At 43.0% G+C, this 26,630-nt stretch carries 20 protein-coding genes; 7 read left to right on the top strand and 13 right to left on the bottom strand.

Annotated elements, in window-relative coordinates; genetic code table 11:
* Positions 1 to 86 precede the first annotated feature (86 nt).
* Together BIW53_RS18995 and hutH are read right to left on the bottom strand one after the other, a co-directional pair.
* Positions 87 to 2,087: a urocanate hydratase gene (locus tag BIW53_RS18995; RefSeq protein WP_070993865.1), complete on the bottom strand. Its 2,001-nt coding sequence runs from the start codon at positions 2,085 to 2,087 to the stop codon at positions 87 to 89.
* Between the two features lie 12 nt (positions 2,088 to 2,099).
* Positions 2,100 to 3,593, bottom strand: coding sequence for a histidine ammonia-lyase (gene hutH / locus BIW53_RS19000; RefSeq protein ID WP_070993603.1), 1,494 nt, complete (start codon positions 3,591 to 3,593; stop codon positions 2,100 to 2,102).
* 149 nt (positions 3,594 to 3,742) lie between these two features.
* Here hutH and BIW53_RS19005 point away from each other — a divergent pair, with 149 nt between their 5' ends.
* Positions 3,743 to 4,645 (top strand): LysR family transcriptional regulator, encoded by a 903-nt coding sequence (locus BIW53_RS19005; RefSeq protein WP_070993604.1) that lies wholly within the window; start codon positions 3,743 to 3,745, stop codon positions 4,643 to 4,645.
* Here BIW53_RS19005 and BIW53_RS19010 read toward each other — a convergent pair whose 3' ends face one another.
* Positions 4,646 to 5,407: a hypothetical protein gene (locus tag BIW53_RS19010; protein WP_070993605.1), complete on the bottom strand. Its 762-nt coding sequence runs from the start codon at positions 5,405 to 5,407 to the stop codon at positions 4,646 to 4,648.
* Positions 5,408 to 5,682: 275 nt separating this feature from the next.
* Between BIW53_RS19010 and BIW53_RS19015 the strand changes: the two genes are divergently transcribed.
* Positions 5,683 to 7,698 carry an ATP-binding protein gene (locus BIW53_RS19015; RefSeq protein ID WP_175442170.1) on the top strand — a complete coding sequence of 672 codons (2,016 nt, stop codon included), beginning with the start codon at positions 5,683 to 5,685 and terminating at the stop codon, positions 7,696 to 7,698.
* A 238-nt stretch (positions 7,699 to 7,936) separates the two neighbouring features.
* Positions 7,937 to 8,872 carry a fibrinogen-like YCDxxxxGGGW domain-containing protein gene (locus BIW53_RS19020; protein ID WP_070993607.1) on the top strand — a complete coding sequence of 312 codons (936 nt, stop codon included), beginning with the start codon at positions 7,937 to 7,939 and terminating at the stop codon, positions 8,870 to 8,872.
* 306 nt (positions 8,873 to 9,178) lie between these two features.
* Here BIW53_RS19020 and BIW53_RS19025 read toward each other — a convergent pair whose 3' ends face one another.
* The 6 genes from BIW53_RS19025 to BIW53_RS19055 all read right to left on the bottom strand — a co-directional run bounded on the left by BIW53_RS19025 (position 9,179) and on the right by BIW53_RS19055 (position 19,417).
* Complete coding sequence (locus BIW53_RS19025; RefSeq protein ID WP_070993608.1) at positions 9,179 to 10,243, bottom strand: S41 family peptidase; 1,065 nt, start codon at positions 10,241 to 10,243, stop codon at positions 9,179 to 9,181.
* Between the two features lie 193 nt (positions 10,244 to 10,436).
* Complete coding sequence (locus BIW53_RS19030; RefSeq protein WP_070993609.1) at positions 10,437 to 13,517, bottom strand: efflux RND transporter permease subunit; 3,081 nt, start codon at positions 13,515 to 13,517, stop codon at positions 10,437 to 10,439.
* Positions 13,514 to 14,569 (bottom strand): efflux RND transporter periplasmic adaptor subunit, encoded by a 1,056-nt coding sequence (locus BIW53_RS19035; RefSeq protein ID WP_070993610.1) that lies wholly within the window; start codon positions 14,567 to 14,569, stop codon positions 13,514 to 13,516. Before BIW53_RS19035 ends, BIW53_RS19030 begins: the two co-directional genes overlap by 4 nt.
* Before the next feature lie 1,513 nt (positions 14,570 to 16,082).
* Complete coding sequence (ltaE, locus tag BIW53_RS19045) at positions 16,083 to 17,096, bottom strand: low-specificity L-threonine aldolase (RefSeq protein ID WP_070993866.1); 1,014 nt, start codon at positions 17,094 to 17,096, stop codon at positions 16,083 to 16,085.
* Between the two features lie 13 nt (positions 17,097 to 17,109).
* The gene (locus BIW53_RS19050; protein WP_070993612.1) at positions 17,110 to 18,420 is read right to left on the bottom strand and encodes a metal-dependent hydrolase family protein; all 1,311 of its coding nucleotides are present in this window, start codon (positions 18,418 to 18,420) and stop codon (positions 17,110 to 17,112) included.
* Between the two features lie 106 nt (positions 18,421 to 18,526).
* Positions 18,527 to 19,417: a LysR family transcriptional regulator gene (locus BIW53_RS19055; protein WP_070993613.1), complete on the bottom strand. Its 891-nt coding sequence runs from the start codon at positions 19,415 to 19,417 to the stop codon at positions 18,527 to 18,529.
* A gap of 186 nt (positions 19,418 to 19,603) precedes the next feature.
* On the opposite strand from BIW53_RS19055, the gene BIW53_RS19060 reads away from it, so the two are divergent.
* From BIW53_RS19060 to BIW53_RS19070, 3 genes are all read left to right on the top strand, one after another.
* On the top strand, positions 19,604 to 20,167 hold the full coding sequence (locus tag BIW53_RS19060; protein WP_070993614.1) for a flavodoxin family protein: 564 nt from the start codon (positions 19,604 to 19,606) through the stop codon (positions 20,165 to 20,167).
* Entirely contained in the window at positions 20,164 to 21,147 is a 984-nt protein-coding gene (locus tag BIW53_RS19065; protein ID WP_070993615.1) for a questin oxidase family protein, read from the top strand. Before BIW53_RS19060 ends, BIW53_RS19065 begins: the two co-directional genes overlap by 4 nt.
* Before the next feature lie 114 nt (positions 21,148 to 21,261).
* Positions 21,262 to 21,843: a DUF6151 family protein gene (locus BIW53_RS19070; protein ID WP_070993616.1), complete on the top strand. Its 582-nt coding sequence runs from the start codon at positions 21,262 to 21,264 to the stop codon at positions 21,841 to 21,843.
* On the opposite strand, the gene BIW53_RS19075 is transcribed toward BIW53_RS19070, so the two are convergent.
* Positions 21,840 to 22,283 (bottom strand): cupin domain-containing protein, encoded by a 444-nt coding sequence (locus BIW53_RS19075; RefSeq protein WP_070993617.1) that lies wholly within the window; start codon positions 22,281 to 22,283, stop codon positions 21,840 to 21,842. The two genes, BIW53_RS19070 and BIW53_RS19075, sit on opposite strands and share 4 nt — an antisense overlap.
* 315 nt (positions 22,284 to 22,598) lie before the next feature.
* Here BIW53_RS19075 and BIW53_RS19080 point away from each other — a divergent pair, with 315 nt between their 5' ends.
* Entirely contained in the window at positions 22,599 to 23,015 is a 417-nt protein-coding gene (locus BIW53_RS19080; protein ID WP_070993618.1) for a VOC family protein, read from the top strand.
* Between the two features lie 96 nt (positions 23,016 to 23,111).
* Here the strand turns inward: BIW53_RS19080 and BIW53_RS19085 are convergent, their stop codons facing one another.
* The 3 genes from BIW53_RS19085 to BIW53_RS19095 are packed head-to-tail and all read right to left on the bottom strand — an operon-like array spanning position 23,112 to position 26,532.
* Positions 23,112 to 24,521: an alanine/glycine:cation symporter family protein gene (locus BIW53_RS19085; RefSeq protein WP_070993619.1), complete on the bottom strand. Its 1,410-nt coding sequence runs from the start codon at positions 24,519 to 24,521 to the stop codon at positions 23,112 to 23,114.
* 41 nt (positions 24,522 to 24,562) lie between these two features.
* A complete protein-coding gene (gene ctlX / locus BIW53_RS19090) occupies positions 24,563 to 25,471 on the bottom strand; it encodes a citrulline utilization hydrolase CtlX (protein ID WP_070993620.1) in 909 nt (302 codons plus the stop codon).
* Entirely contained in the window at positions 25,468 to 26,532 is a 1,065-nt protein-coding gene (locus tag BIW53_RS19095) for an ornithine cyclodeaminase (protein ID WP_070993621.1), read from the bottom strand. The genes ctlX and BIW53_RS19095 overlap by 4 nt, the downstream gene beginning before the upstream one ends.
* Between the last annotated feature and the right edge of the window lie 98 nt (positions 26,533 to 26,630).

A 26,630-nucleotide genomic window follows, 5' to 3' on the forward strand; every position in this document is an offset into this window, starting at 1 on the left:
GCTGAATAACAACGGGGCTCACCCCAATCAAGTAAATAAAAAAGGCCAGACAATATTATCTGGCCTTTTGTGTTATTTTACCGCACTTACAGTGATAAGCTGTTTAATATCTCATCATCAACACGATTTGCTAACGTCACTTTTAGCTTAGGTGTACGCGCCATTTCACGTTTAATAGCAAAATCAGCTTCTTCGTTGCGCGCCCAACTACGACGAGCAATTCCGTTATTTACATCAAACAACAGCATGGATTTAAGGCGGCCTTCGGCCTCGGGAGTACCATCAAGCAGCATACCAAAGCCACCGTTGATCACCTCACCCCAGCCCACTCCACCACCATTGTGGATTGATACCCATGTTGCACCACGGAAACTGTCACCAATCACATTATGAATCGCCATATCCGCAGTAAAACGACTACCGTCATAAATGTTTGACGTTTCACGGAACGGTGAATCAGTACCGCTCACATCGTGGTGATCACGACCAAGCACAACCGGGCCAATTTCACCGCGGGCAATGGCATCGTTAAATGCTTTAGCGATTTCTGCACGGCCTTGGGCGTCAGCGTATAGAATACGTGCTTGCGAGCCGACCACCAGCTTGTTTTGCTTAGCGTCTTTTATCCAAGTGATGTTGTCTTGCATCTGCTGCTGAATTTCTTCTGGAGACTCAGCCATGATCTTGTTCAGTACTTCAGCAGCAATCGCATCGGTTTTGTCCAAGTCTTCAGGTTTGCCTGACGTACATACCCAGCGGAACGGGCCAAAACCGTAGTCAAAACACATAGGACCAAGAATATCTTGAACATATGATGGATATTTAAAGTCGATGCCATTGTCAGCCATCACATCACCGCCAGCACGCGATGCTTCAAGCAAGAACGCATTACCATAGTCAAAGAAATAAGTGCCTTTAGCCGTGTGCTTATTCACCGCATCCGCATGGCGCTTGAGTGTAGCTTGTACTTTTTCTTTGAACACTTCAGGCTCTTCGCGGATCAAACGGTTTGATTCTTCATAGCTGATATCAACAGGGTAATAGCCGCCCGACCATGGGTTGTGTAGCGATGTTTGATCCGAACCAAGGTGAATAAAAATATCTTGCTCGTAAAAGCTTTCCCACACATCAACCACGTTACCAATGTAGGCGATTGAAACCACCTCTTCGTTGTGTTGTGCTTCTTTTACACGGGCGATTAGCGCGTCCATGTTGTCGATAAGCTCATCAACCCAACCTTGTTGGTGACGTTTAGTCGCGGCTTTTGGATTTACTTCCGCACACACAGTAATACAGTTGGCAATGTTACCCGCTTTAGGTTGAGCACCACTCATGCCGCCTAACCCAGCGGTTAGGAATATCTTACCCTGTGGACTTTCGCCTTTGTTCAGTACTTTACGGAACGCATTCATCACGGTGATCGTCGTACCATGTACGATGCCCTGTGGACCAATGTACATGAAAGAGCCCGCTGTCATTTGCCCGTATTGCGTCACACCTAACGCATTGAATCTTTCCCAATCATCTGGCTTTGAGTAATTAGGGATCATCATACCGTTGGTTACAACCACGCGTGGCGCGTCTTTTGATGATGGGAATAAACCCATTGGATGGCCTGAATACATGTGCAGCGTTTGGTCTTCTTCCATTTCGCTCAAATACTTCATCGCCAACAAATATTGCGCCCAGTTTTGAAAAACAGCACCATTACCGCCGTAGGTGATCAGCTCTTCTGGGTGTTGCGCTACAGCTGGGTCTAAGTTGTTATCAATCATCAACATAATGGCAGCAGCTTGCTGACATCTTGCTGGATAATCTGAAATTGAACGGGCTTTGAGGTCATAGTTTGGCTTAAAGCGATACATGTAAATACGACCAAAGTCTTTTAGCTCTTGTGCAAATTCCTGTGCCAGCTCTTGATGCCACTCTTTAGGGAAATAACGCAAGGCATTGCGAATCGCTAGTTGCTTTTCATCTGCCGATAAAATGTCTTTACGCTTTGGTGCGCGGTTAGCATCCGCAGGATACGGCTTCGCAGCAGGTAACTCACTTGGGATCCCTTGCTTTATTTGCTCTTGAAAATTCATCATGACTCCCTCTTAGTTAACTTTAAATGCTTGTGATTTAACTAATGCTATCATGGCATCAATATCAGGCTTCAACAGTCTGTCTTCTTCTAGCTTGGCTACTTTTTGACGAATTAATGCGAAGTTTTCTTCGATTATGTCTGAACATTGATTAGGTCGTCTAAACTCAATTGCCTGCGCTGCATACATCAACTCAATTGCCATGATCTTTTCTAGATTGCCAAGAATTTGATTAAGCTTTCTACCTGAAATACTACCCATAGATACATGGTCTTCTTGGCCCATCGAGGTAGGTACACTGTCCGCTGATGGCGGGAAGCATAATGATTTATTTTCAGTCACGAGCGCTGCTGTCGTGTATTGTGGGATCATCATGCCTGAGTTTAAGCCGCCGGATGAGGTCAGTAACCTTGGTAAGCCATGTAAACCTTCTAGCAGCAAGTAACAACGTCTATCGGCGATGTTGCCTAATTCTGCCGCCGCAATAGATGTGTAATCCAGTACCATAGCCAAAGGCTGACCATGGAATCCACCACCAGAAATTGCTTCTTCACTGCTAATCACAATTGGGTTATCGGTGACTGAGTTCATTTCAATTTCAGCCAATTCTTTGAGGTGGTTGTACGCGTTACGCGACGCTCCGTGTACTTGCGGAATACAACGCAATGAATATGGGTCTTGGACACGATCACAGTCCGTGTGTGCGGCCATATTTTGCGAACCTTTGAAGAAGCGCCTCATACGCGCAGCCACTTCTATGTTTCCAGCAAACGCTCTGATCTGATGAAGCTCTTCTCTAAATGGCGACTGACTGCCTTGCATCCCTTCGATACTCATGGCGCCTGCCAAATCAGCCAAGTCTAATAAATAACGCATTTTTGTCAGCGCGGTAATAGCATGAGACAAAATAAACTGCGTACCATTGATCAGCGCCAGCCCTTCTTTTGCATGTAATTCTAGCGGTTCTAAACCGTGCTCTTTCAATGCATGTGCTGCGGGGATTGTGCTATCACCATGCCAAAATTCACCTTCACCAATCAAAGGTAAAAATAAGTGCGAAAGTGGCGCAAGATCGCCAGAAGCCCCTACAGAACCTTGTTCTGGTACAACAGGGATAAGATCAAGTTCGATAAACGCCAACATACGCTCAACCACTTCTAAACGAATGCCCGAATAACCTTGACTCAAGGCGTGTACCTTAGTGATCAGCATCAATTTAGAAATCGGCTTCGCGATTGGCTCACCCACACCAACAGCATGCGTGATCAGCAGGTTCTTTTGTAGCAAATGCGTTTCTGCTGGTGAAATTTGCGTATCACACAAAGGGCCAAAACCTGTGTTGATCCCGTATATGGCTTTGTCTGAGTTCGCCATAATATCGACATTCTGACGGCTAGTATTTATTTTATCTAGCGCTTGCTGGCAAAGTTCAGCTTTAATACTGCCATTTGCAATACCATTTACGATATCAAGATTTAGCTGGTCAACACCATATCTAAACGTCATCTTTTTCTCCTAAGCGTTTGTCTTTTCAGAGCAACTGAGTGCTTCAATAGCTTAATGCTAACTTGCCGATGATGTTTTATAAATGCATAATAATCGTAATTCATTCCGATTTTATCAAACAAAGATAGAAGCAACTAAGGCGGGGCGAAATGCAAGTTCATGACGTTGATTTACGATTATTACGGATCTTTGTGGCCATTGTTGAATGTGGCGGCTTATCCGCTGCTGAGTCACGCCTCAATATTGGCCGCTCTACCATCAGCTCTCATCTGTCCGACCTTGAAGTGAGGCTTGGTATTAAACTGTGTAAACGCGGTAGAAGTGGTTTTGAATTGACCGAGCCTGGGCGCATTACCTATCAAGCGTCTTTAGAGCTACTGCAACAATGCGAAGCATTTGCGACGACCGTCGCAAGTTCCAAGGACCAACTCTCAGGTCGGGTAACAATTGCCGTCATTGATACTATGGTCAGCGATCCACGCTGTGGTGTGGCCAGTGCGATTGCAGCCTTAAAGGCAAAGAGCAGCAATATTCAGTTTGATATCAATGTATGTGAAGCGCGCGAAGTGGAAACATCGGTGGTCAATGGTCGGTCTTTGGTTGGACTGGGCGTAAGTAGGCACCATTTACGTGGGCTGGATTATTTCCCGCTACATAACGAAACCAACTACTTGTACTGTGGTGTCGCCCATCCACTGTTTGATTGTGACCCTGCACAAATCGACAAGTTACTGCAAGATGCAGAAGTGATCACCAGCAACTATATGCGCGACAAAGAAACCCGTAACGATGGACTGAACTATCAAAACAGCGCCATCGCTTATCACGATGAGGGGATTGCTCACTTAATTTTATCCGGCGCGTTTATTGGCTATTTACCCGAACACTATGCCAGCTTTTGGGTAGATAAAGGGTTGTTTAAGCCTATTCTGCCAGAAAAATACTGTTATCAAATCCCCGTAGTGCTGATCTCTTCCAAAAGCAACGCGGCATCGCCACTGGCTAATGCGCTCATAGAAGAAATCAAACGCTGCCATGGTAGGAGCTATTAATCACATAAATACGGTTATGAGTTTTGTCCAGTGCTTTTCAAGCTGAGCAAAGCTCTTACCCGTCACCACACTAATATCCTCACCTCGGTATATTTTCAAATAGGCGTCCAAGCCATAATTTTCAATTAAATACTGAGTAAATGCACCTTCTTGCAAATACGCCAACTGGCGAGCTACGCCGCTTTCCGCAGCGTTTCTAGTGCGCTCAGCATCGGTAAGTGGAATTAACCCTCCATGCTCTTGAGATTTTTGCGCAACCATACGGTAAAGATCCGTACCAAAGTCTGGGTATTCGGGTGATTCGCCAAATCTGTGCTGTAGAAGTACCGCTAAGCCATCATCGTAGAAGCGATCTTCTCGGTTATGCTTTAGTTTTTTACGATAAGCGCTAACGGCATAAACATGGGTGAGTTCATGAACAATCGCCATACCGCTCTTTTCTTCTACATTTTGTGAGAATGCTTTAAGTACACGACTTTGTGGAATATGAACCGTATTCCAATCTTGATAAGGGATACGATGCTTCTTTGAGATATAGACAGTCAACTTCTCTTTGATCGGTGTACCTTGATATTCTTTAGATTGTTTTAAGTAGGCCAATACCACCTGACGATTATCGCTAACGCGCTGAGCCAATTGCTCTACAACATTTTTAGGAACATCATCATCGTATTCAATATTGAAATCATCAGTTTGATGCGTTGCCGCTAAGCCAGCGAAAGAATATAACCCTGCGATCAGTAAAAGGGATTTTTTAAACATACCTGTTATCCTTGTTCTTTTTTGTATTTTTGTATTTTTGTATTTTTTGGCGTGAAAGTGCTGAGCAAAACGATAAAGCCAACATGCTCTAGGTTCCTATTAAAGAGACGTTATACCAATACATTCGATAAATCTTCCAACTAACCCGTCATTTCTGTGCTCATAACTATTATCCTATTCTTGTACACTTGACGACTCGTAAAAGACATAATCTTAACTAAACTGAATAAAGTGGTAGCTTGACGTGAGCATTACAGTTAATGAAGAAGTGTGGGTTGTTGATTTTTTTTATCACCTTTTTAATTCAAGGCACAACGCTTGCTAAACTCCCCGACGACACATTTACTCAGTTACGTGCGCAGGTTACCGACGCAGGTCAAAAGTCCCCCTCAGCGGGTATTGCAAAAATAGAAGAGCTTTTAGCGCTTCACAAAGACACGCTGGCCAAGACACAAACCATTCGCTTACTGTATATCAAAGCTTGGTACCAAATAAACTCAGATCTTATCGAACAGGCCATGGATACGCTAGGTCAAGCCCGATTAATGGCAAGAGATATAGACGAACCTGGCATTTTATATAGCTATTACAGCATTTCAGCCAGTGCGCTATCAAATGCAGAACTCTATGAGTTGGCGCTGGAAAACAATCTCAAAGCCTATCAAGAAGCCCCCAAGCTCAATCGTCCTGAATTTATTAGTCAAACTGAAAATAATATTGGTCATATCTATTTAAAATTGGGGCTTTTAGACGAAGCAGAGCATTATTTTCAACGCTTTTACGACTTTGCCTTAGAGCAAGACTTGATGCCACAGCAAGGAACAGCCTTGAACAACTTAGGAGAAGTTGCTTTGCTAAAGGGTCTGATAAACAAAGCTCATACGCTTCATAACCAAGCACTCGCTATTCGCCAAGCACATGGACTTACCTACCATGAAGCTTGGTCGCACTTTAATCTAGGTCGGGTCTACGCAGCTAAGCAAGAAGTTGATTTAGCAGAGCACTATCTTCTGCAAGCCATTGCAAGTTGGGAAAACAAAAATGCCGCCTCTAAGACCCTTCAAGCGAAGATTGAGCTAGCAAAAATATATTCCAATGAGCAACGCGATAATGAAGCAATGCGCTTGCTTGAAGATGTCATCACACTAGGGCATGAGCATCGACAGCTCACCTCGTTACTCACTGCGCTAAAAATGCACAGTGAACACTTAAAACAAAAGGGTGATTTAGAAGCAGCATTGACAGCTCAGCAACAGTATAACCAAGTTGCTGACAAGTTAGCTAAAAAACAAGCCGCTATTGGCCTAGCCTATATGGTGTCTCAAACTGAGTTACAAACCAAAGAAATGGAGCTCAAGCAGCTAGAGCAAGCTCATCAAGTGACGCTGGCCATGGCCGAAGCTGACCGTCAACTCGGTTGGTTTATCCTCTCCAGCGCGGTTTTGATCATTATCATCACCTGGTACTTTATGTATCGACTCAACAATAAAAAGCGCCAGTTACAAACCCTACTCACACAACTAGAACGTACTCAAGAAAAACTTGTAGAGTCTGAAAAAATGCGCGCAATGACAACTTTGGTATCTGGTATGGCCCATCAGCTAAACACACCGCTTGGTTTGGTTATAACAGCAGACTCAACACTGCAATCATTGGTAGAGAAATTGGCTGACAGTTTTAGTGACAAAACACTCACTCAAAAACAACTCGCGCACTTCATTAATGAGTCCACAGAGTTACTGGCATTAAGTCAGAAAAACAGCGAAAAAGCGGCTAACATGGTTCAAAGGTTCAAAATGATGTCCGCCAAGCTACACATGAGTGAATGCTCCACATTTCTCTTACTAAGCTTTTTAAAAGAAAATATCCACCGGTTGGCTGAATCACACAATCAAACAATCAACTTTAATTTATCAGGTGAAGATATCCAAGTAACCAACTATGCACCTGTTTTACTGAAAGTTATTACGCAGCTTATCGAAAATTCAATTAAACATGGCTTTGCGCAAACACCCACCCCTGAGGTCGACATCACCATTGAGCATAACAAGGACGAAGTTATCATACATTACAAAGACAACGGCTCAGGTATTCCTGTAGATAAGCACAAACAGGTGTTCAACCCATTTTACACCACTCGTTTGGGGGAAGGGAATTTGGGGCTCGGTTTAAACATTATTTATAACTCGGTCGTTCACATTATGAATGGTCAGGTGGAGTGTGTGGAGGATCCACAAGGCGCTCACTTTGTTATTCATTTTCCCCGAAAAGTAACCAATACAGAACCGTAAAAAGTGCTAGCGCTTACTAGCCTATTACCCTTATTGTGCATTAGAGAGCAGTACTATTGTCATATCCCCCCCCCTAAAACTGAGTATATTTATTTCCAATAAATAAACATTAAGTTGCTACACAATCACCTAAAAATAGGTACAATCCTTCCGTACACTCTGTTACAAAACCACAGCTTTATAATAACTAAATAAACAATAAGTAACGCTACTACTTATTTATTAAGGACAATAATATATGAAAAAGAGTACATTATTTGCAGCGATTGGGTCTGCTTTAACATTCTGCGCAAGTGCCCAACAAGTAAATTTAAATGAAGACACTCTACTGGACGGCAACTTAGATAGGATACATCAACAAACCCCTCTAGATATTGCTTTTTCACAAAATGATTTTTCCGCACAAACAGATAACATAACCTTGAGTGGAAGCTTTATCGAAAATGATACTGTTGTACAGTTTCGTAAAGAAGAAAATGGTAGTAATACTTACTACCTAGGTAAACGAGTTACCGATACGCTCTACCAAGGAACCTGGTATACCGGTGCACAAGACTCTGGCGATTTCCAGCTAGACTTAGCGGCTGCTAGTACCCCTGCCTTGAGATCATGTTTTGATGTGGCAACTCAGGACCAAACTGCAACAAGCGGCATATACTTCATTGAGTCAAATGATAATCCTGCAAAGCCTGTTTACTGTAATATGGACATCGCACAGGGTGGATGGACTCTTGTAGATACAAGAGCCAGATATGGTCTAAATAGCCATACCGCCGTTACGGAATTAACTGATCCAACGACACAGACTAACCATTATCTAACATCAGATGTCTGGCAATTCCTAAAAATGGGTGCAACCCAGCTGATGGTCACCGACGGCAATAATGACAATTACGCTGTTTTTGATCTTTCATTATTGGCAACAGCAAGTTGCCAAAATTTGTCTGAAGACTTATCTGCGATCCCTTTATTCCACAGTGAGGAGGACAGCTGTACATTTGCCGGCTCTGACTATACATACCTAAGCCACCCAGCAAACTCCTATTTATTTAGTGCAGTTTATATGTATAACCTGAACTTCTTGCCAATTGACAGAAGTGGCCGCTACGGCTCTAATACTTCAACAAACAAGATATATTACGCAGCACCAAAGATTCAGATTTACTTACGCTAAAGTAAATCTGCCCCTAGCATCATGCTTACACTAGGGGGCTGATGTATCACCACTGGCAAACCCTGCCAGTGGTGTGACTTTCCCTGTAGCAAACTCTAATCCCGCTAACCTACTGTTAGTTAATTAACATTCGCATATAGAACGGGCACTTAATACGAGCGCGAGAAAATGTTTAGGATTTAGGTAACCAAATCAATGTATCATGGAGTCCACCATTCTACCTTTAATTAACAATCACAAATCTTAAATAATGCAAAGCTTGCGCAACTAACTCATAAATCAAGAGAAATACTCAGTCAACCTAAGCTAATTTCTGCTGCTCGATTTATCATCTAAAACGGCAAGCTGACTAGTTAATTGGCGAATTGCCTCCGTTCTTTCTTTGGTCAAATAAGGGTTAGAGGTTTGCCCTGCTAACTGCTGTAATGCCATCAGGTAGGCTCGCGACTTTGCAAGTTCAACCTTTGTGTTGACCTGTGGTATTACCCCTTTTCCTTCCCAGTTTTTATCAGTGATTGGACTAATAACCATACCAATTGCTACAAAGCCAATAAAATCATGAGATAACTTAAATTGCCTGATCGGATTTGCCCCCCCTTTTGACGGTTCACCAATCACGGTTGCTCGTTGGAGGTGTTTCATCGCATAAGCAAACCCCTCTCCAGCAGAGAAAGTCTCAGGGCCTATCAATATATACAAAGGTATATCGCGCAATTGACTATCCCCTAGGGGCTGATCACTGTGAAAGGGGTAACGGCCGCCATTTCGAAATTGGTAGGAATGCAGTAAAGTAGGTTTCGCTAAGAAGTAGCTAGCAAAGTGGGAGACCATATAGCCATCCCCTCCACCATTTTTCCTAAAATCTAAAATAAGCGCATCGGTTCTGTGTAATAAAGCCATCGAAGAAGCAATCACTTCTTTGGCTTGCGAAGATACAGAATCAAAACCCCACATCTCTAAATAACCAATATTTCCAGCCAGCACCTCCACTTGGCGTACCCCGGAATTCTTGCGTTTTAACTCGCTAAACCAAGGCTCTCTGGCATCTTTACTATGTTGACCATTGTTGTCAACTCGAGTGACTAGCGCGAGGTGTTTATCGTATTGACTCACTAAATCCGTGACTCGCTTCGACAAACCATGTCGTGATTGCACACCGTGAAAAGTTAATGCCCGTAATTGGTCTGCAACTTTTTTACCTGTGTCACTAAGCACGTAATTTTGCTCAATAGCTTGAGCAAACTCTTCCACTATTAACTTAGCTTGCGCTGGTTGTAACTGTTGCGCAGCGTCAATTTCAACGGCTTTCGCGTGTAACTTGTTTACGCCCATAACACACAAGCTTAAGCACAATAAAAATCTAGCGATCATAAAACCAATATTTCCTTTTAGTCGAATGAACCCACTTGCCAAAAACAACAAAAAGCTCAGAAAAATACGTGTCGCAGAATTGACCGTCTGCCTGTCACTGCAACCATTGAAAGTAGATGATGTAGCTAACAATTATGGCCTCCACTATGACCCTCTCAATTTAAAGGTTGTCACGGCGAAAGCCATACCTCTATTAATTCCCTAACACAGGCTCATTTTCAGTTTCAGAGTCATGTATCAACTGTGATTGCTTACTAAATATAGAAAGTGACAATAAAGCTGACATAAAGCCCAAACTAAACAAAGCACTGAACGACATACCGCCAACGATTACAGCAGCTAAGCCGCGATATATCTCCGAACCGTCTCCGGGACTGAGCATCAGCGGCAACATACCAAAAACACTTGTTCCCGTACTCATATAGATAGCACGCATACGATAGCTAGTAGACTGAATAATGGCTTGCTGTTGGCTTTGCCCAGAAACCATCGCCGAACGATATTGACTCGCAAGTAGAATGGCATTATTTATTACAAGCCCCATTAAAATAATAAAGCCAATCATAGTGACAATATCTAAATTTTGCGGTGCAAAATAATCGACTATTTTCAAGCAGAGCATGCCACCAAATATTGCCAACGGCATCGATAACATAACCGCTAGCGCTAAAGACCAAGAGTTAAGAGCGACCCGTATCAATAAAAATAGAATCAACAAGGAAACGAAGAACATCTGGAAGAACTCTGTTAAAAAGCCACTCAATTGATCTGCGCTACCACGGTAATTTATAAATAAATCTTGATTTGGTCGTTGTGCTAAATATGCGGCAACTTCAGCCTTTACTTGCGTAATAAACGGGCCAACAGGTTGACCGTTAGCAGGCACTAAGTTTATTGACATGCTCACTTCACGATCAGTGCGATATATCGCACTTGGCGCCAAGCTTAGCTGGGTTTCGACTAAAGAGCGCAGCGGGTGTAGCCCATGGTTTGGTATCATCACTTCTGTTTGCAATAATTGCTCAAGATGCTCAGGGGGTTGCCCTTTTAAGTAGAAAGGCAAAGTATCACTGTCTGCATAAAACTGACCGAGGTAAGCGCCATCTGTTAAAGTCACTAAAATCTGATTCAACTGAGCTTGAGACATTCCCATAAAAGCAAGCGCGTCAGCTTTGGGGCTAAATTCTACTCTAGCCACCGTATCCCTCATCGGAATAACTTCAGTGATCCGGGCTTCAGGGAAGGTTTTGACTAAATGTGCCAGTAATTCTTGTCCAGCTTGTTGTAACTGCGCCATACTCAGTCCTTTTAAATCGAGCTGACTGGTACGCGCATCAGGTAATGCTAATCGAAGTAAAGTACCTTGATAGACATAGGTTCTCGCATCAGGCAAATCTTGCACTATCTGTGTATCCACCCACTTTTTAAATACAGGAAAGTCCCAGCTACCCTCTGGATAAAAATACACTAAACAATAAGTCGAGTTACAAAACGAGCCGTGAATATCAAAAGCAGGGTGGTCACCAAGCTGCTTTTGGACAGCAATACGCTGCTCTATCACATCGCCTATCTGTGCTTTAGCAGCAGTAACAGAAAGCGGTTCATCAAATGCGGTGTATACCATCACAATATTTTCTTTTGGGTTGGGTAATAAGTCTAACTCAGGCTTTATCCACCAACTGATTAGAAGGGCACCGGGGATCGCCAAGATCAGCCACACCCTCCCTTGCAACTTTGAGCGAGATGGCGCCGTGACAAACATAGTCCATTTATTCGACAGCTCTTTACCTTTCACGACTTTCTGGCCTGGTAACAACTGTCGAGATAATGCAGGCAACAAAAACAGCGCAACCATAATTGAGGCCACCAAGGCACTAGAAATCGTAAATGCGAGATCACCAAATAGCTGACTTACTTCCGAGTGCATTAAAACGATAGGCACAAAAATCACAATACTTGATAAAGTAGAAGAAATTAATGCTGCCCGTACCTGCAATACGCCTTGGCGACAGCTTTCTAATAGCGATAGCCCTGTACTTCTCAAGCGTTGAATGTTTTCAACGATAATAATTGAAGCATCAAGTAATAACCCGACGGACAATGCCATGCCTGCCAAAGAAATTAAGTTCAGGCTACGCCCGCCCAATTGCATTCCCAACAGCACCAAAGACAAGCACACGGGAATACTTACAAAGATTAAAAACACGACTCGTAAATTGCGTATGAAATAATACAAAAAGCCGCAAGCAAGCAGAACGCCTAACAATAAATTGCCATACACCAGTAGCAAAGCCTGTTTTATTGGTAGTGAGTTGTCACGGCTCATCACAACCTTGAGGTCAAGTGACGACAAAGGTCCTTCGTTTAGCTCGGCTAAGGTCGCTTTGATAAGATCAATAGTTTCTAATACATTGATATCTTTATCTGGTTGTAAGTAAAAGTAAATTGCTTGGTTACCTTTAAAAGCCGAGTATGACCAATCATACACAAATCGTTTGTGCACACTCGCTACTTCACCTAAGCGCACAACCCGAACGCCAGTAACCGCAATCGGTAAATTGCTTAACTCAGACAGTGCCATCTGTCCTTTAAAGTGCAAATCATACTCTTTGGAGCCCAACAATAGACTGTCTCCAGAGCGGTCTACCAAACCTTGTAGCTTACGAGTCACTTGATCTATGCTCAGTGAATACTGAGTTAACTTTTGTGGGTCAAATTCAATATCTACCCGTTGTGCCAGTAGATTGTTATCCATATTAATGTTGGTGATACCTGGAATATCTGTCATAGCAGGCTCGACATAAGCGCGATAAGCGTGCATAAAATCTGCTTGTGACTTTTGTGTATCAGAATACAAAAACAAGGAAGCTAAAGTTGAACCAGCACCATTGCTGTAGTCAATAACTCTAGGTTTAGCAACCTGAGAAGGCCAGTCAGGAACCTGATTAATCCGCGCCAAAACCTCCATATACGTTTGTTCCATATCAGCTTGATAATGGAAGTTTAAGGTGGTCCAAGCTTGGCCGTTTGCAATATTAGTTTGTAAATTTTTTAATTGCCCCAAACCAGAAAGCTGACGCTCAAGGGGTGAAATTAGACTCTGTTCAATCTCGGCGGCTGTTTTCCCCGGCCAAGATGTAACCACGGCAATTTGGGCTCTATCGATTTTAGGTAATAACGCATTAGGAAGCTTTAAACCAGCTAAAACACCTAAAACGACAAGTAAAAATGAAAAGGCTATGATGATAGAGCCATATTTTTCAAATAATCTCATAATTTAACCTGACTATTAATAGTGACTTCAGTATCATCTTTGAGTGCTAATTTCCCTTTAACCACCACTTTATCACCAGCCTGGAGCTCCCCTTGGATCACTGAATAATTTTTGTCAGTGTCAATAATCTGTGCAACAACTTTACTCACTTTGTTGTCTTGACCTACACGCCAAACGTAATATTCATTATTGTTAATGGTCAAGGCATCATATGGCACCTTGGTTAAATTACTCGCTGCCATTGACACATCAACGACGTAACGTTGACCAATAAAAAAGTTTTCAGGACGATTATTTTTGAATTTCAAATGTAAATTGATGGTCTGATCTTGACTACTAACCAGGCCTGCATCGCGGTCTAAAAACAGCTCAGTGCCATCGGCCAACGATAGTTTGACATCTTTAAACTGGTTGAACTGCTGATACAACTCCAATGCAACTCGACAAGTAACTTCCTGTTGATCGGCTGGCAAGAACACTAAGATACTCTCTCCTTCGCCAACCCATTGTCCAGGCTCTCCAAAGAGCGATAGAACAACGCCATCAGCAGGGGCTCGATGCGTTAAATTATTTAACTGATGTTCAACCAAACGGAATTGTTCAGCATAAATTTTATTTTGTTCTGATGCGGTTTGATAATCTCTTTTGTGTTGCTGTAGTTCAGAGCTGGAAACAGCCCCCTTTTCATCTAATTTACTCAGGCGCTCATACTCATTGAGCGAGTAAACATAGTTTGCATGCGCGGCTTTGGCGTTTGCATCCAGTTGAGCGAGTTGACGTTTTAAGTAAAAGTCATTTTGTTTCGCTAATAGTTCACCTTTTTTGACTCGACTACCAGCCGGCAATAACCAAGTCAACTCAGCAGATACGTGACTTGATATTTGCTGGCGAAAAGGAGCGTCTGCTTCACAATACAACGGCTTTTGAATTCCCCGTTGCCACGGCTGAGCTTCGCCAACTCTCACAGCAGGTGTTGAATTAGCTTGCACTGATAAGATTGAAGATACAATTGCTACAGAAGAAAAAATAAAATATCGGAAAAAATATGGCACTAAAATTAACTCCCTTGTTATATTTTTAATTTTTGGTTTGCATTGCTTTGCCTTATAAAAAACGGCTCTGCCAACCTTGGCACTAATTACTATTTGTTTGGATACATATTGCTAAAAGCATTCATTGCTTTACCGCCACAGCCCTAGGAGCGACACCTATCTGCTATGGTCAAAAATGGTATTAAGACAGTCTTTGATGTTCTGTATATCAATAAGTTCAAGCCATTTGTCATTTTAATTAAGAATATAAAAGCATTCCTCAATCTGTATCGCATTAAAATGTAGTTATGCTTTGAGCTTGCGAAAAAGCATTTTTATGAAGTTCGATAACTTTAAAGTGATTTTTTGCCTGCTTTACTAAACACTCTAGAATCCATGCCCTCATACATTCCTTATAATAATAAAAACATTATAAAATCCATTAATTAACTGTGCAGTAAAGCCTAATAGATATTTATTAAAATACTCTAGACTAAACTAACACCCACTGTCATGACTGAAGATGTAATAAAATATGTCATAATTTTAGTCGAGATCATTGTTAACGAAACAAGCATCCCAAGGTGGGAGCGAACTATAAATTGACTCGTATTGGCTAAGCCAACATCGCCCCTTTGAATGTGGCATTGCGAAACGCCATTGTATTGCTGCCATAATAAAAGCTTTAGACCCCGATGGCTTACTCAAAGTGCAGCTAGGTTAATTCTCGTCGTGAACAAGCCCAATCACAGCACATCGCAATTGATAGCAAAGTGCTTCTAGGTTATTGGAAAGGCAATGTTTACAACACCTTGAATGTAGTTGTTACGGTTAAAAGAGGTCGTAAATTAGGCCAAAGCGATACGAGAACATTGCATATAGAGAACAGGCTTCATTGGGTCTTAGATGTTAATTTCAAAGAAGATAAACTAAAGATATCAGACCCTGATGGTGCAGCACACAGGACCTTATTCAACAAAGAATGCCTAAACATAAACAGGCAACACCAAGGTAATAAAAATAGTTTATCAACGAAACGAAGAAGAGTTGCTTGGAACAGTGTTTTAAGAGCATAATTACTCTTTGGTCAATCTGTGAGTAAAGCATGCTTCTGCCCTAGTTTTAAGCGGTCTCTTTAAATTAAAAAATGAATTTATTTATATCATTTCATGGTATTTACAAAAATTTTAAACAACCCCTATGATTTTTAGTTTCCCCCTGCAATGGAAATTAACCAATAGAGATTATACTCCTTATTAAGTGTCAATTAATTTCAAGAAATAGAATTTTGACAGATAATGTAAAACGAAAAAACTCTCTTAATTCACTAATAATAAAAGCCATCATTATGTAACAATTTATTTCACATAACGTTTATTGTAGTGTGACAATATAAAAGCTTTGCGAAATGTAATAACACAATTGCCGCTATCATGGATTCAAAGTGTCATTAAAAGCAAAAAAGCACAGATGATTATTTAATCATCTGTGCTTTTCTAGCGAGGGTATTTAGCCGACTATTTAACACCAAATATTAGCTCAGAAGTTTGCTCATCGCATTGATAAGAGTATCAATGTCATCCCGCGTGACATCTTTATGGGTTACAAAACGCATCCCCTGATAACCTGGAGTAATAACAATTCCTTGCTCTTTTAGCGCCGCACTGACGGTAAAAATATCAATGTTTTCGTCAATATCGGCCAGCACAATGTTGGTATGTACTGGATAATTCTCCGTGCTGAAGCCCGGTAAAGTATTTAATTGATACGCCAGATACTGTGCGTTCTCATGATCTTCGCTCAATCTACTCACATTATGAGTTAACGCATAATATCCGGCAGCAGCAAGAATACCCGCCTGACGCATTGCGCCACCGAGCATCTTGCGTAACCGCCGTGCTTTTTTAATAAAGACTTCATCCCCGAGTAACAATGAACCAATAGGTGCACCTAGCCCTTTTGACAAACATACTGTCATCGAGTCAAAGTGCTGAGAAATATCAGTAATATCGACATTTAGGGCAACTGCTGCGTTGTAAACTCTGGCACCATCTAAGTGCAATGCCAAATGATGCTTATTGGCAAAGGCACGCGCTTGTGCCATATACTCAAGGCTTAGCACTTTTCCACCTATGGTATTTTCTAGGCTTAGCAAGCGAGTTCTAGCAAAGTGGCTGTCGTCTGGTTTGATTGCACTGGCGAGTTTACTAAAACACAAACTACCATCAGGCTCGTTCTCTATGGGTTGAGGTTGTACTGAGCCGAGTACCGCAGCCCCCCCGGCTTCATAGCGATAGTTATGAGCATTTTGACCACATAAATATTCATCACCGCGTTCACAATGACTCAAAATACCCAATAAATTAGCCTGAGTGCCTGAGCTGACAAATAAACTGGCCGCAAAGCCATGTCGCTTAGCAGCCCATTGCTCTAGTTCATTAACCGTTGGATCATCACCATAAACGTCATCCCCTACTTGTGCATTACACATCAGTAAGCGCATCTGCTGGCAAGGCTGGGTCACCGTGTCAGAACGAAAGTCTATCATGTTCTGGTTATCCTCAATTTTTGTGTTTATAAACAACGCCATTTTTCATCACAAAAGCAACCTTGCTTAATGCTTTAATATCTTTTTCAGGGCTTTCTTCAAGTGCAATAATATCTGCAAATTTCCCCACTTCAAGGCTGCCCAAGTTTGCTTCTTGACCTAGTAATTTTGCCGCTGAACGCGTTGCACTGACTAATACTTGTTTTGGAGTCATGCCATATTTGACCATGAGCTCAGCTTCTAGCGCGTTGTCACCATGGCGTGATACACCAGAGTCCGTACCAAATGCAATATTTATCTTATTTTTCAAAGCACTTCGAAACGCTTTCTCCATTTTTGGCGCGACTTCACGTACCTTATCGGCAACCGCTTTAGGCATATTCGGGTTGCTTAATACTTCTTTAGAAACCGTATGGCCTGCAAGCAGCGTGGGCACCAAATAAGCATTGTGTTTTTTAAACAACTTAATTGACTCACCGTCTAGGTATGAGCCATGTTCTATTGAATCTACACCAGCACGCAACGCAGCATTGATCCCCCCAGTACCATGGGCGTGCGCTGCGACTTTACGCCCTAAATTATGTGCGGTGTTAACTATGGCATTGAGCTCATCATCGGTCAGTTGTTGGCTTACCCCTGCTGCAGTATTACTCAGTACCCCACCTGTAGCGGTAATTTTTATCACATCTGCACCATGTTTTATTACATCACGCACCGCACGCTGACAGTCATCCGCCCCATCACACACACCCAGACTGTAGCTCATTGCCTCGGTTACATCATGACGATAGCCATGCATGTCAGCGTGCCCGCCAGTTGCGGTAACCGCATTACCTGCTGCAAAAATTCTCGGTCCAGCGATGGTTTGTGCTTCTACGGCACGCTTTAAAGGGAATATCACTTTGTAGTTCGATCCCAAATCACGAACCGATGTAAAACCCGCATCTAAGGTACGTTTTAAATAAGGAATTGAATGTAGCGCATAATCTGCGTCTTCATAAGTTAACCAGTTGTGTGGGTTAGCTTTTTTGTCACGTTCAAAGGTAACATGGACATGCATATCTATCATGCCTGGCATCACATAATGATTTTTCAAATCATAAACGGGCACGTCAGCCAAACCGAGTGATGCAAGCGAGCGATAGCCCTCATGAATAGCCGACACTTTGCCATTTTCAAGTACTAATGTTTGCTCATTTAATGCATCTTGTTCGGGTTTGATCAGCACCTTTGCAGCGTGGATCACACCATCAACCTGAGCAAAAGTAGTAAAACTCAGTGCTAGAGTCGTTACAAGTAAACCCATATTTGTTGTTGTTTTCATTACTTTCTCCCTAATTACTTACGCTACCAATAGCATATTGCCCAGTACAAATGATGGTATTTGCGGTTAGTGACCAAAAGCGCTGGATAAGCAACAGCACCTCGTTTCAAGCGCTTGCAGCTGAGCATAAACGTTTAAGCTCCTCAATAAACGTACGTGCAGCCAACCCTAAACGGTCACCATCGTGGAAAACCAAGTATAGTGAACTGCTACGGGTTGCGTTGTGTGTCAGCGGTAAACGCTGCAAAATCCCCTGTTCTAGTTCTGTTTCTATAGAGCTGACTGGTAACCAGGCAAATCCGAGTCCATTACAAATCATGTCAATTGAAGTTCGTAAATGACTGACTGTCCAGCGCTGATTAGCGCCAAGCCAACCTGAATCAGAACGTTTTGTATGTGCTGAATCTCGTAGCACAATTTGCCGAAAAGACTTCAAGTCTTCCAGTGTCAATTCTCGTTGTAACAGGTGCAATTGATGTGTGGGACTTGCAACCGCGGTAAACTCGACTTGACACAAATGTTCATTAAAACCATTAAGCAGATTGAACGGAGAAATAGCAATATCAGCTTGATTACTTTCAATGAGTTCATGGGCACCGGTAAGAATGGATTCGATAAGCTCAATACGTAATAAGGGGTACTTCTGTGATGTGGCTTCCAACGCTTGGTACAAAATATGCTGCGCAAATACTTCATCAACAGCAATGCGTAAAGACGCTTCGACTCCTTCTGCTAAGGTATACCCGACTGCTTCAACCTTTTCGGCTTCATCTAGTAGATAATTCGCCCGACGCAGCAGCATTTCTCCAGCTTCGGTCAACTTAGTTTTTCTGCCATCAACACTAAAAACTTTCACCCCCAACGATTGCTCAATTTTTGCCACTGCACTGTGAATACTCGACTGACTTTTATGAATATGCGCTGCGGCTTGATTAAAACCACCATGCTCAGCCACCATACGAAACATCCGCCATTGTTCGAGAGTGATTCTTAACATACTCTGTTGCTTTCCCATCGTTTATAATCAGGTCCCTCATAAGTAAAGCATATCACCTTGAAGGTAAAAACATTTTTCGCGTTCTACTCGTAAATATTAGGGAACTAAAAAATTTTAAAATAACACTTTACCTCAAGTTAAGTTGAGCTTTTAGACTACTCCAAGTTTCAAAAAGGAGTACATACTATGCGTAAAACTGTTATTTTATTCTCTAGTGCCAACCAAACAGGCAACACCTACCAACTGGTCAAACTCGTGCTGGCAAAACTCTCCAAAGAACAGGTGAAGTTTATCGAAGTAGACCAACTCACATATAGCGACTACAACTACGACAATCACTACCCTCAAGATGACTTTTACACTATTGCACAAGCACTTGAGTGGGCAGATAACATTGTTTTCGCCTCTCCCATCTACTGGCATGGAGTCACATCAAACATGAAGCGACTCATTGACCGTATGACTGAACTCACTGAAAATCTCGCCGTTAAGCACATTGGTAAAGGACTTAAAAACAAACACGGCTTTGTACTGACTACTTCAGCCCACACTCACCCTTGTGAGATTTTTGCGGGCTTTTTTGTACGATTATTTCGTTATTTTGATATTACACACTCAGGGCTGGTTCATGCGCCATGCAATGAAGGATTCAAGGTGGAGCAAAATGAAGTGGCTCATTTAATCGCGCAGCTCCAAGCGCAACATACTGTAGACAGCCTATCGCTTAATAAAAGGATGACAACGCCATGAATAATAAGGATACACTTAAACAATTGATGGCTCAGCTTGAAGACTATCAGCCGCTTTATTCAGACCGCATGGCCTCCCACTTGCCGATGGTGTTGTCTGCTCTCAGTTATCTGGGGGCAACAGCTGAGCACCTCGCTCGCTTCTATCACAGTGATATTCATTCGCTACGCAAAAGAACACAGCCAAAAGCAACCGTACATCTTACATATTTCCACCAACACTTGGGCAGCAGCGCTCACTATGAGCACTACTTAGCTTATTTTCAAACCCAAGTATCACAATTTGGCGTATCGCATACTTTGCGCCAAACGTTAGATACGCTCATCAAAGGCGTGAGTGCTTCTGCATTTCATGCTTTGATCCGTCTTGCCTATGCGCTGGAGTTTAACCACCAGCAAGAGATCGTCATCGCGCTGTCCTATTGGTGCTGTGAATACCAACCGTTTAGCGTGTCTGATGAGATGACGGAAGAGACTATGGATGAGACACTAAAAAGGCTCTCCAAAATAGGCGAACAACATGTATTTTCACCAGGGATCATTGTGGATCGTATGGATGAAATATCGCACCAAATTGCAGAGCTAACACTCGCTATTCAGCCAAAAGAGATTGATATTAATTCCCTGAGAAGGTTCTGCTTAAGGCATTTTTACCAGCACAATGATTTTACGCTGTTACACACAGTAACTGGCTGTCACGCGCTAGAACGTATACTACCGTATATCAGCGATAAAGATGCAGCACTAAGATATATGTGGCAAGCCGTCGTCATGGCTTGCTTAAGTACGGGCCTCAATTTCTCACAAAATGAAAAATATCCACTTAACACCGAGCACGGTGACTTCTCTCCTTTGGTAGCCGCCGCGCTTAAGTCAAATGATGACCATATGATTAAGCTGATATACACGTGTTTACGTGATTTCAAAAAGTACGGTGAACCCATCTATTACACATTGGCTAAACGAGCTGCGTATGACTAGTCGCCATAGCATGACTAAAATCCGAATATCTGCATATGTACGCTTTACTAAATTGACGTAACACAGTAATTTTATGACGGTAATTTTTCAATCAGCCAATATAAGGATAGCAACATGGTACATGCCCCTCTTTCGCTTGCCTGCCAATGTAAAAAGGTCAAAGCGAGCGTTGCACCGATATCACCTAAGGTCGCCAATCATCTGGTGTGTTATTGCCGAGATTGCCAGCAATTTGCCCATGCACTCGAGCGTACAGATGACGTCTTAAATGCCTATGGTGGCACTGAAATCGTGCAAGTACCGATCGCTGACTTTAATGTACTTGACGGAGAGGAGCACATTGCTTGTTTAAAACTGAGCAACAAGGGTTTACATCGTTGGTATGCCAAGTGCTGTAATACCCCCATTGGCAATACATTGTCCGCTAACTGGCCATTTATTGGCGTGATCCGCAGTTTCATTAATGACCGAGCGCTGGACGAAAAAGCGGGTGTCATTAAAGGCTCAGTGCATTTAAAAGATGCCACAGGACTCGTACCCGGTGAGTTGTTGGGGCCGCAAGGCCACAAACGTTTGATGCTCGCCACTTTGGTTAAATTAGCCTGTTGGAAGCTACAACAAAAGCACACACCGAATTGCTTGTTTAATAAAGATGGTACACCCATAGTGACGCCACACATTCATCAAGCACATTAATGAGTGTGCTTGATGCTTAGTGGCTGATCCTTCACTCCGGCATAGAAAACGAGAAGCTCCACGGGTTCATCACCGTCATTTTTACCCTTATGCCACTTATCAACCAGTTCCACAATTGCATCACCCGGCTCAAGTTTGAGTACCTCACCTTGTTCAGAGGTCACCGTTAACTTACCTTTGAGCATGACTCCAGCATTAATCATCGGGTGCTTGTGCGCAGCCACACTTGCTCCTGAGGGAATAACCACCTTTAAAATTGTCACTTCTGGCTGGCCCTCTGAATAACGGGGTAGTAGATCACCATTCCAACTCGTCGTGCTTTTAGTCACGACACTAAATGTCACCGAGTTATCTGTATCTGGCTGCTCTGGTGCGGCGCTAGCAACACCACCTATCATTAACGCACTTATTGCTATGGCCTCGATAATCACCTTAATCATGCTTTTATGCCTACTCATTTGAAATGATTTGTTATTTTTCCTTAGCATATCGCAATATAGCTGATTAAAACATATCCTTTTGAGTACCTTGAGAAACTACACAATGCTTCCAGAAACTCGCATTTCACTCCTGTCATTATTTTATCCAAATCATAAAAAAGCCCTTTACCTAAAGTTAACTTGAGGTTTTAAAGTTAACTTAAATCATTGCAGGAGGTGCTTATGAACACACTCAATCTACCAATAGATCAAACTTTGCTAAGCAAAATCATCGAGCTTTTGACCAATACAATGAAAAATAAGTAGGAGTGAATTATGCGTTTGGAACATGTGAATTTAGTGATTACGGATATGGAAAAGTCTCTTCATTTTTATCAAGCTGCGTTCCCCCACTGGCGCGTTCGCAGTGAAGGCCATGGAGAGTGGTATGGAAAAGCACGACACTGGTTGCACTTTGGCGATGACTACAACTACATTGCTTTTAGCGATCATGGCGAAGGCAAAAACCGCAAACTGGAAGGCCATCAAACAGGTCTCGGTCACTTTGCTTTTGTAGTCAACAACCTCAGCGCACTTGTCCAAAGAATGAAGCACGCAGGCTACTTCGTAGATAAGGGCAGTAACGACAATCCATTTCGCCACAATGTGTACTTTATCGACCCAGACGGTTTTGAAGTGGAGTTTGTAGAATACTTTAGCGATTTACCACACGAGCGTAATAATGATGATTAGCAAAACACTCAACCGCTGGAGCATCATCAAGTTAACCATGACTCGTTAGGTTAGTCTAAACCTAACGAGTACAAACGCGGGGCTCTTCAAACTCGGTTATTTATCCCACACGCCGGGCTCACATTGACCCTGAACTTTAACTAAAGCAGCATTAAACTCAGGTTCTTTTTGTTGTTTTCGCTGCGCATGGTAATCCTTGTTAAGTGCAACAACGGTCGGTGTCAATTGTATAATGGCAAATATGTTAACCAACGTCATAAGGCCCAAAGCCATATCAGCTAAGCTCCACACTTCTTTAAGCGTGGCGGTAGCCCCCCATAACATCATGCCTAAATAAAGCGCGGTGTAGACGCTACGCCCCAGCTTATTATCGAGCTTAAACAGGTGTAGATTACTTTCTGCATAAGCGAAGTTAGCCACCACGGAGGTAAAAGCAAATAAGGTGATCGCTGCGGCAACAAAGTACACCCCACCTTGTGCTAAATGTGCGGTCATTGCGCTTTGGGTCAACCGGATCCCTTCCATTTCTCCACTGATATCCACGTCAGCCAATAAAATAATGACAGCGGTACAACTACACAACACTATAGTGTCAAAAAATACGCCTAACATTTGGATATAACCCTGAGTCACAGGGTGGTTAGGCACGGGGCTGGCAGCACCTGATGCGTGCGGCACACTACCGGCTCCCGCTTCATTGGAATATAAACCACGTTGAATACCGTTTTTTATCGCCGCACCCATTGCACCAGCGCCAGCTTCTTGCAGACCAAAAGCACTGAGTATAATGTCTTTGATCATCGCGGGTACTTCACTGAAATTGATAAGGGTGATCAATACCGCCGCCGAGACAAACACAATCCCCATCACGGGCACTACGCGCTCTGCAAAACGGGCGATTGCCTTAAAGCCTCCCATGATGATGGACCCTGCCAACACTGTGATCACAATGCCCGAGTACAAAGGCGGAATATCAAAGGCAAATGACAGCGCATCTGTGATGGTGTTCGTTTGCATAGCACTGAAACTAAAGCCGTAACCCAAGAATAAACAGATGGCAAACACAATTGCCAACCAGCGTTTGTTGAGTCCTAGCTGAATGTAATAGGCTGGACCACCACGAAACTCCCCTTGGCTGTCACGTACCTTATAAACCTGACCGAGTACGCTCTCAGCAAAGCCCGTCGCCATGCCTAAAAGCGCAATCACCCACATCCAAAAAATAGCGCCACTGCCACCCAGTGAGATGGCCACGGCCACCCCTGCCAAATTCCCCGTTCCAACCCGAGCAGATAAGCCGGTACACAACGCTTGAAAGGAACTGACTTCTTGATCACTTGCCTTCGTACTGCCTTTGAGCAGCGTAAACATGTGAGTGAACTGGCGCAATTGAATGAGCCCCAAACGAGTTGAAAACCACACACCCGCAAAGAGCAGAATATAAATCAGGAGTTGGCCTTCTCCCCATAATAAGGCATTAACGCTGCCAATCACTTCACTCACCATACTAGACTCCTGTTGTGCACCACTAAGTGCTTTTGTTGTTATTATCTTTTTTGCAAATGTACACCACCGAGCATACAGCGGATTGAGCCACCAGCCGCCTCAAGTGTGGGTATTGCCATGGGCATAAGTTTAGCTGAGCGCTCAATCACGTCCTTTTGCGCTTCACTAAGCGCATCATATGCCGTTTGTGAGAGCGCCAGTAAACGCCCATCGTGGCCTTGCAGCTCTAATGCATTACCGCAAAATTGAGCGATTTGCGCTTGAGTTAATGCAATCACTGGTTTGTTTTGCTGTGCAAAACGCTGCTCTAAAGCTGCGCGTTGCTCGTTTGGCACCATATCCAAACAAATCATCACAAATTCGCTAGCAACACACATCAAAACATTGGTGTGATATACCGCAACCCCTTGATCATCATACGCGTTAAATACCACAGGCTCATAACCAAGTTGCTTACAAACCTGTGCAACCAACTTAGCACATGTACGCTTTGACTCAACCGCATAAACGACTTTGTGGATATGATCCATCACCATTGAACCCGTGCCTTCTAAAAACAGCTCACTGTCAGCCAAGCGACTTAAGTCAGTAATGGATTCAACCTGATATTGATTTTTGAAAAGATCGATCACATCTGAGCGACGCTCCATACGCCGATTAGGCGCATACATAGGGTATATTAACAATTGTCCATCCCCATGGGTTGAAAACCAGTTATTGGGAAAGACAGAATCAGGTGTAAGTTGGCTTTGGTCTTCAAACAAATGTACCGTAACCCCCGCTTCCGACAAGGTTTGGGCTACACGGCTTACCTCTTGATAAGCAAGCTGACTGGCATGTTGACTGTCAGCTGCAACCTGATAAGCATTATCTTGCATCGTTTGCGGGTTAGACACAAAGTGATGAGGGCGAACCATCACCACTGCATTTGGAGTTTGAAGTGGTTTCATACGGCAACCTGTACTGCTGAACTTGCTTGTAACACGGAGAATAAATCACGTGGGTCGTCTTGTTGAGTGATTAAATCAAGGCGTGTCGAAGCTTGTTTACTGATTAATTCATTAACATAGTTTAAAGCGCTAAAATCCTCCAGCGCAAACCCTACCCCATCAAAAATCGTCAGTTGCTGCTCATTCACACGTCCAGGCATCATACCATTTACTAATTGATGAAACTCTGTCACAGCAAAGGATTCGTCTAGCTGCTGGATATCGCCCTCAATACGAGTCTGCGGTTCGTACTCCACAAAAACTTGAGCACGCTTTAAAAGCGCGGCATCTAACTCTGTTTTACCAGGGCAATCACCACCAATGGCATTAATGTGTACACCATCTGCTACCATATCCGATGATAAAATGGTGGCATTGCGTTTATCTGCGGTACAGGTTGTGATCACCTGGGCACCGTCTATAGCCTGCATCACAGTGGAGCAAATATCTACCTGTAGGCCACTGCCCGCCAGATTTTTCTTAACTTTTTGCGATGCCTTAATATCAATGTCAAATAAACGAACATGTGACACTCCTAACAACGCTTTAAACGCGAGAGCCTGAAATTCAGATTGTGCACCATTGCCAATTAATGCCAAGGTGGACGTGTTTTTGGGCGCCAAATATTTTGCCACCAGTGCCGATGTTGCCGCGGTGCGCAGGGCGGTCAGCAGACACATTTCAGACAATAATATGGGATAACCTGTTGCGACATCCGCTAATACTGCAAACGCTGCCACGGTTTGCAGTCCAACATGTGTATTTTTCGGATGTCCGTTCACATATTTACAGCTGAAGAACTGACCATCACTAATCGGCATCAGCTCAATCACGCCAGACTCAGAATGCGATGCATAGCGAGGCGATTTATCAAATTGTTGCCATCTGGCAAAATCTTGCTCTAACTTACTACTAAGCTCGACCAAAAATGTCTCAATGCCAACTTCGTTAACTAGTGCGCGCATCGAGCCTACATCAACCAAAGGTACGCCTTGTTTAAGGTGAGAAATAAACGGCTGCATAGCCCCTCCAAAATTGTTGTCATAATGTCAGGGTTACTATAGCCAGCCAATCAAACAGTTAAAATGCCAAAATAACATACAATGTGAGTTGTTTTTTA

Origin of the sequence: Pseudoalteromonas byunsanensis (genome assembly GCF_001854475.1) — a bacterium.
In the GTDB taxonomy this organism is placed as follows: domain Bacteria; phylum Pseudomonadota; class Gammaproteobacteria; order Enterobacterales; family Alteromonadaceae; genus Pseudoalteromonas; species Pseudoalteromonas byunsanensis.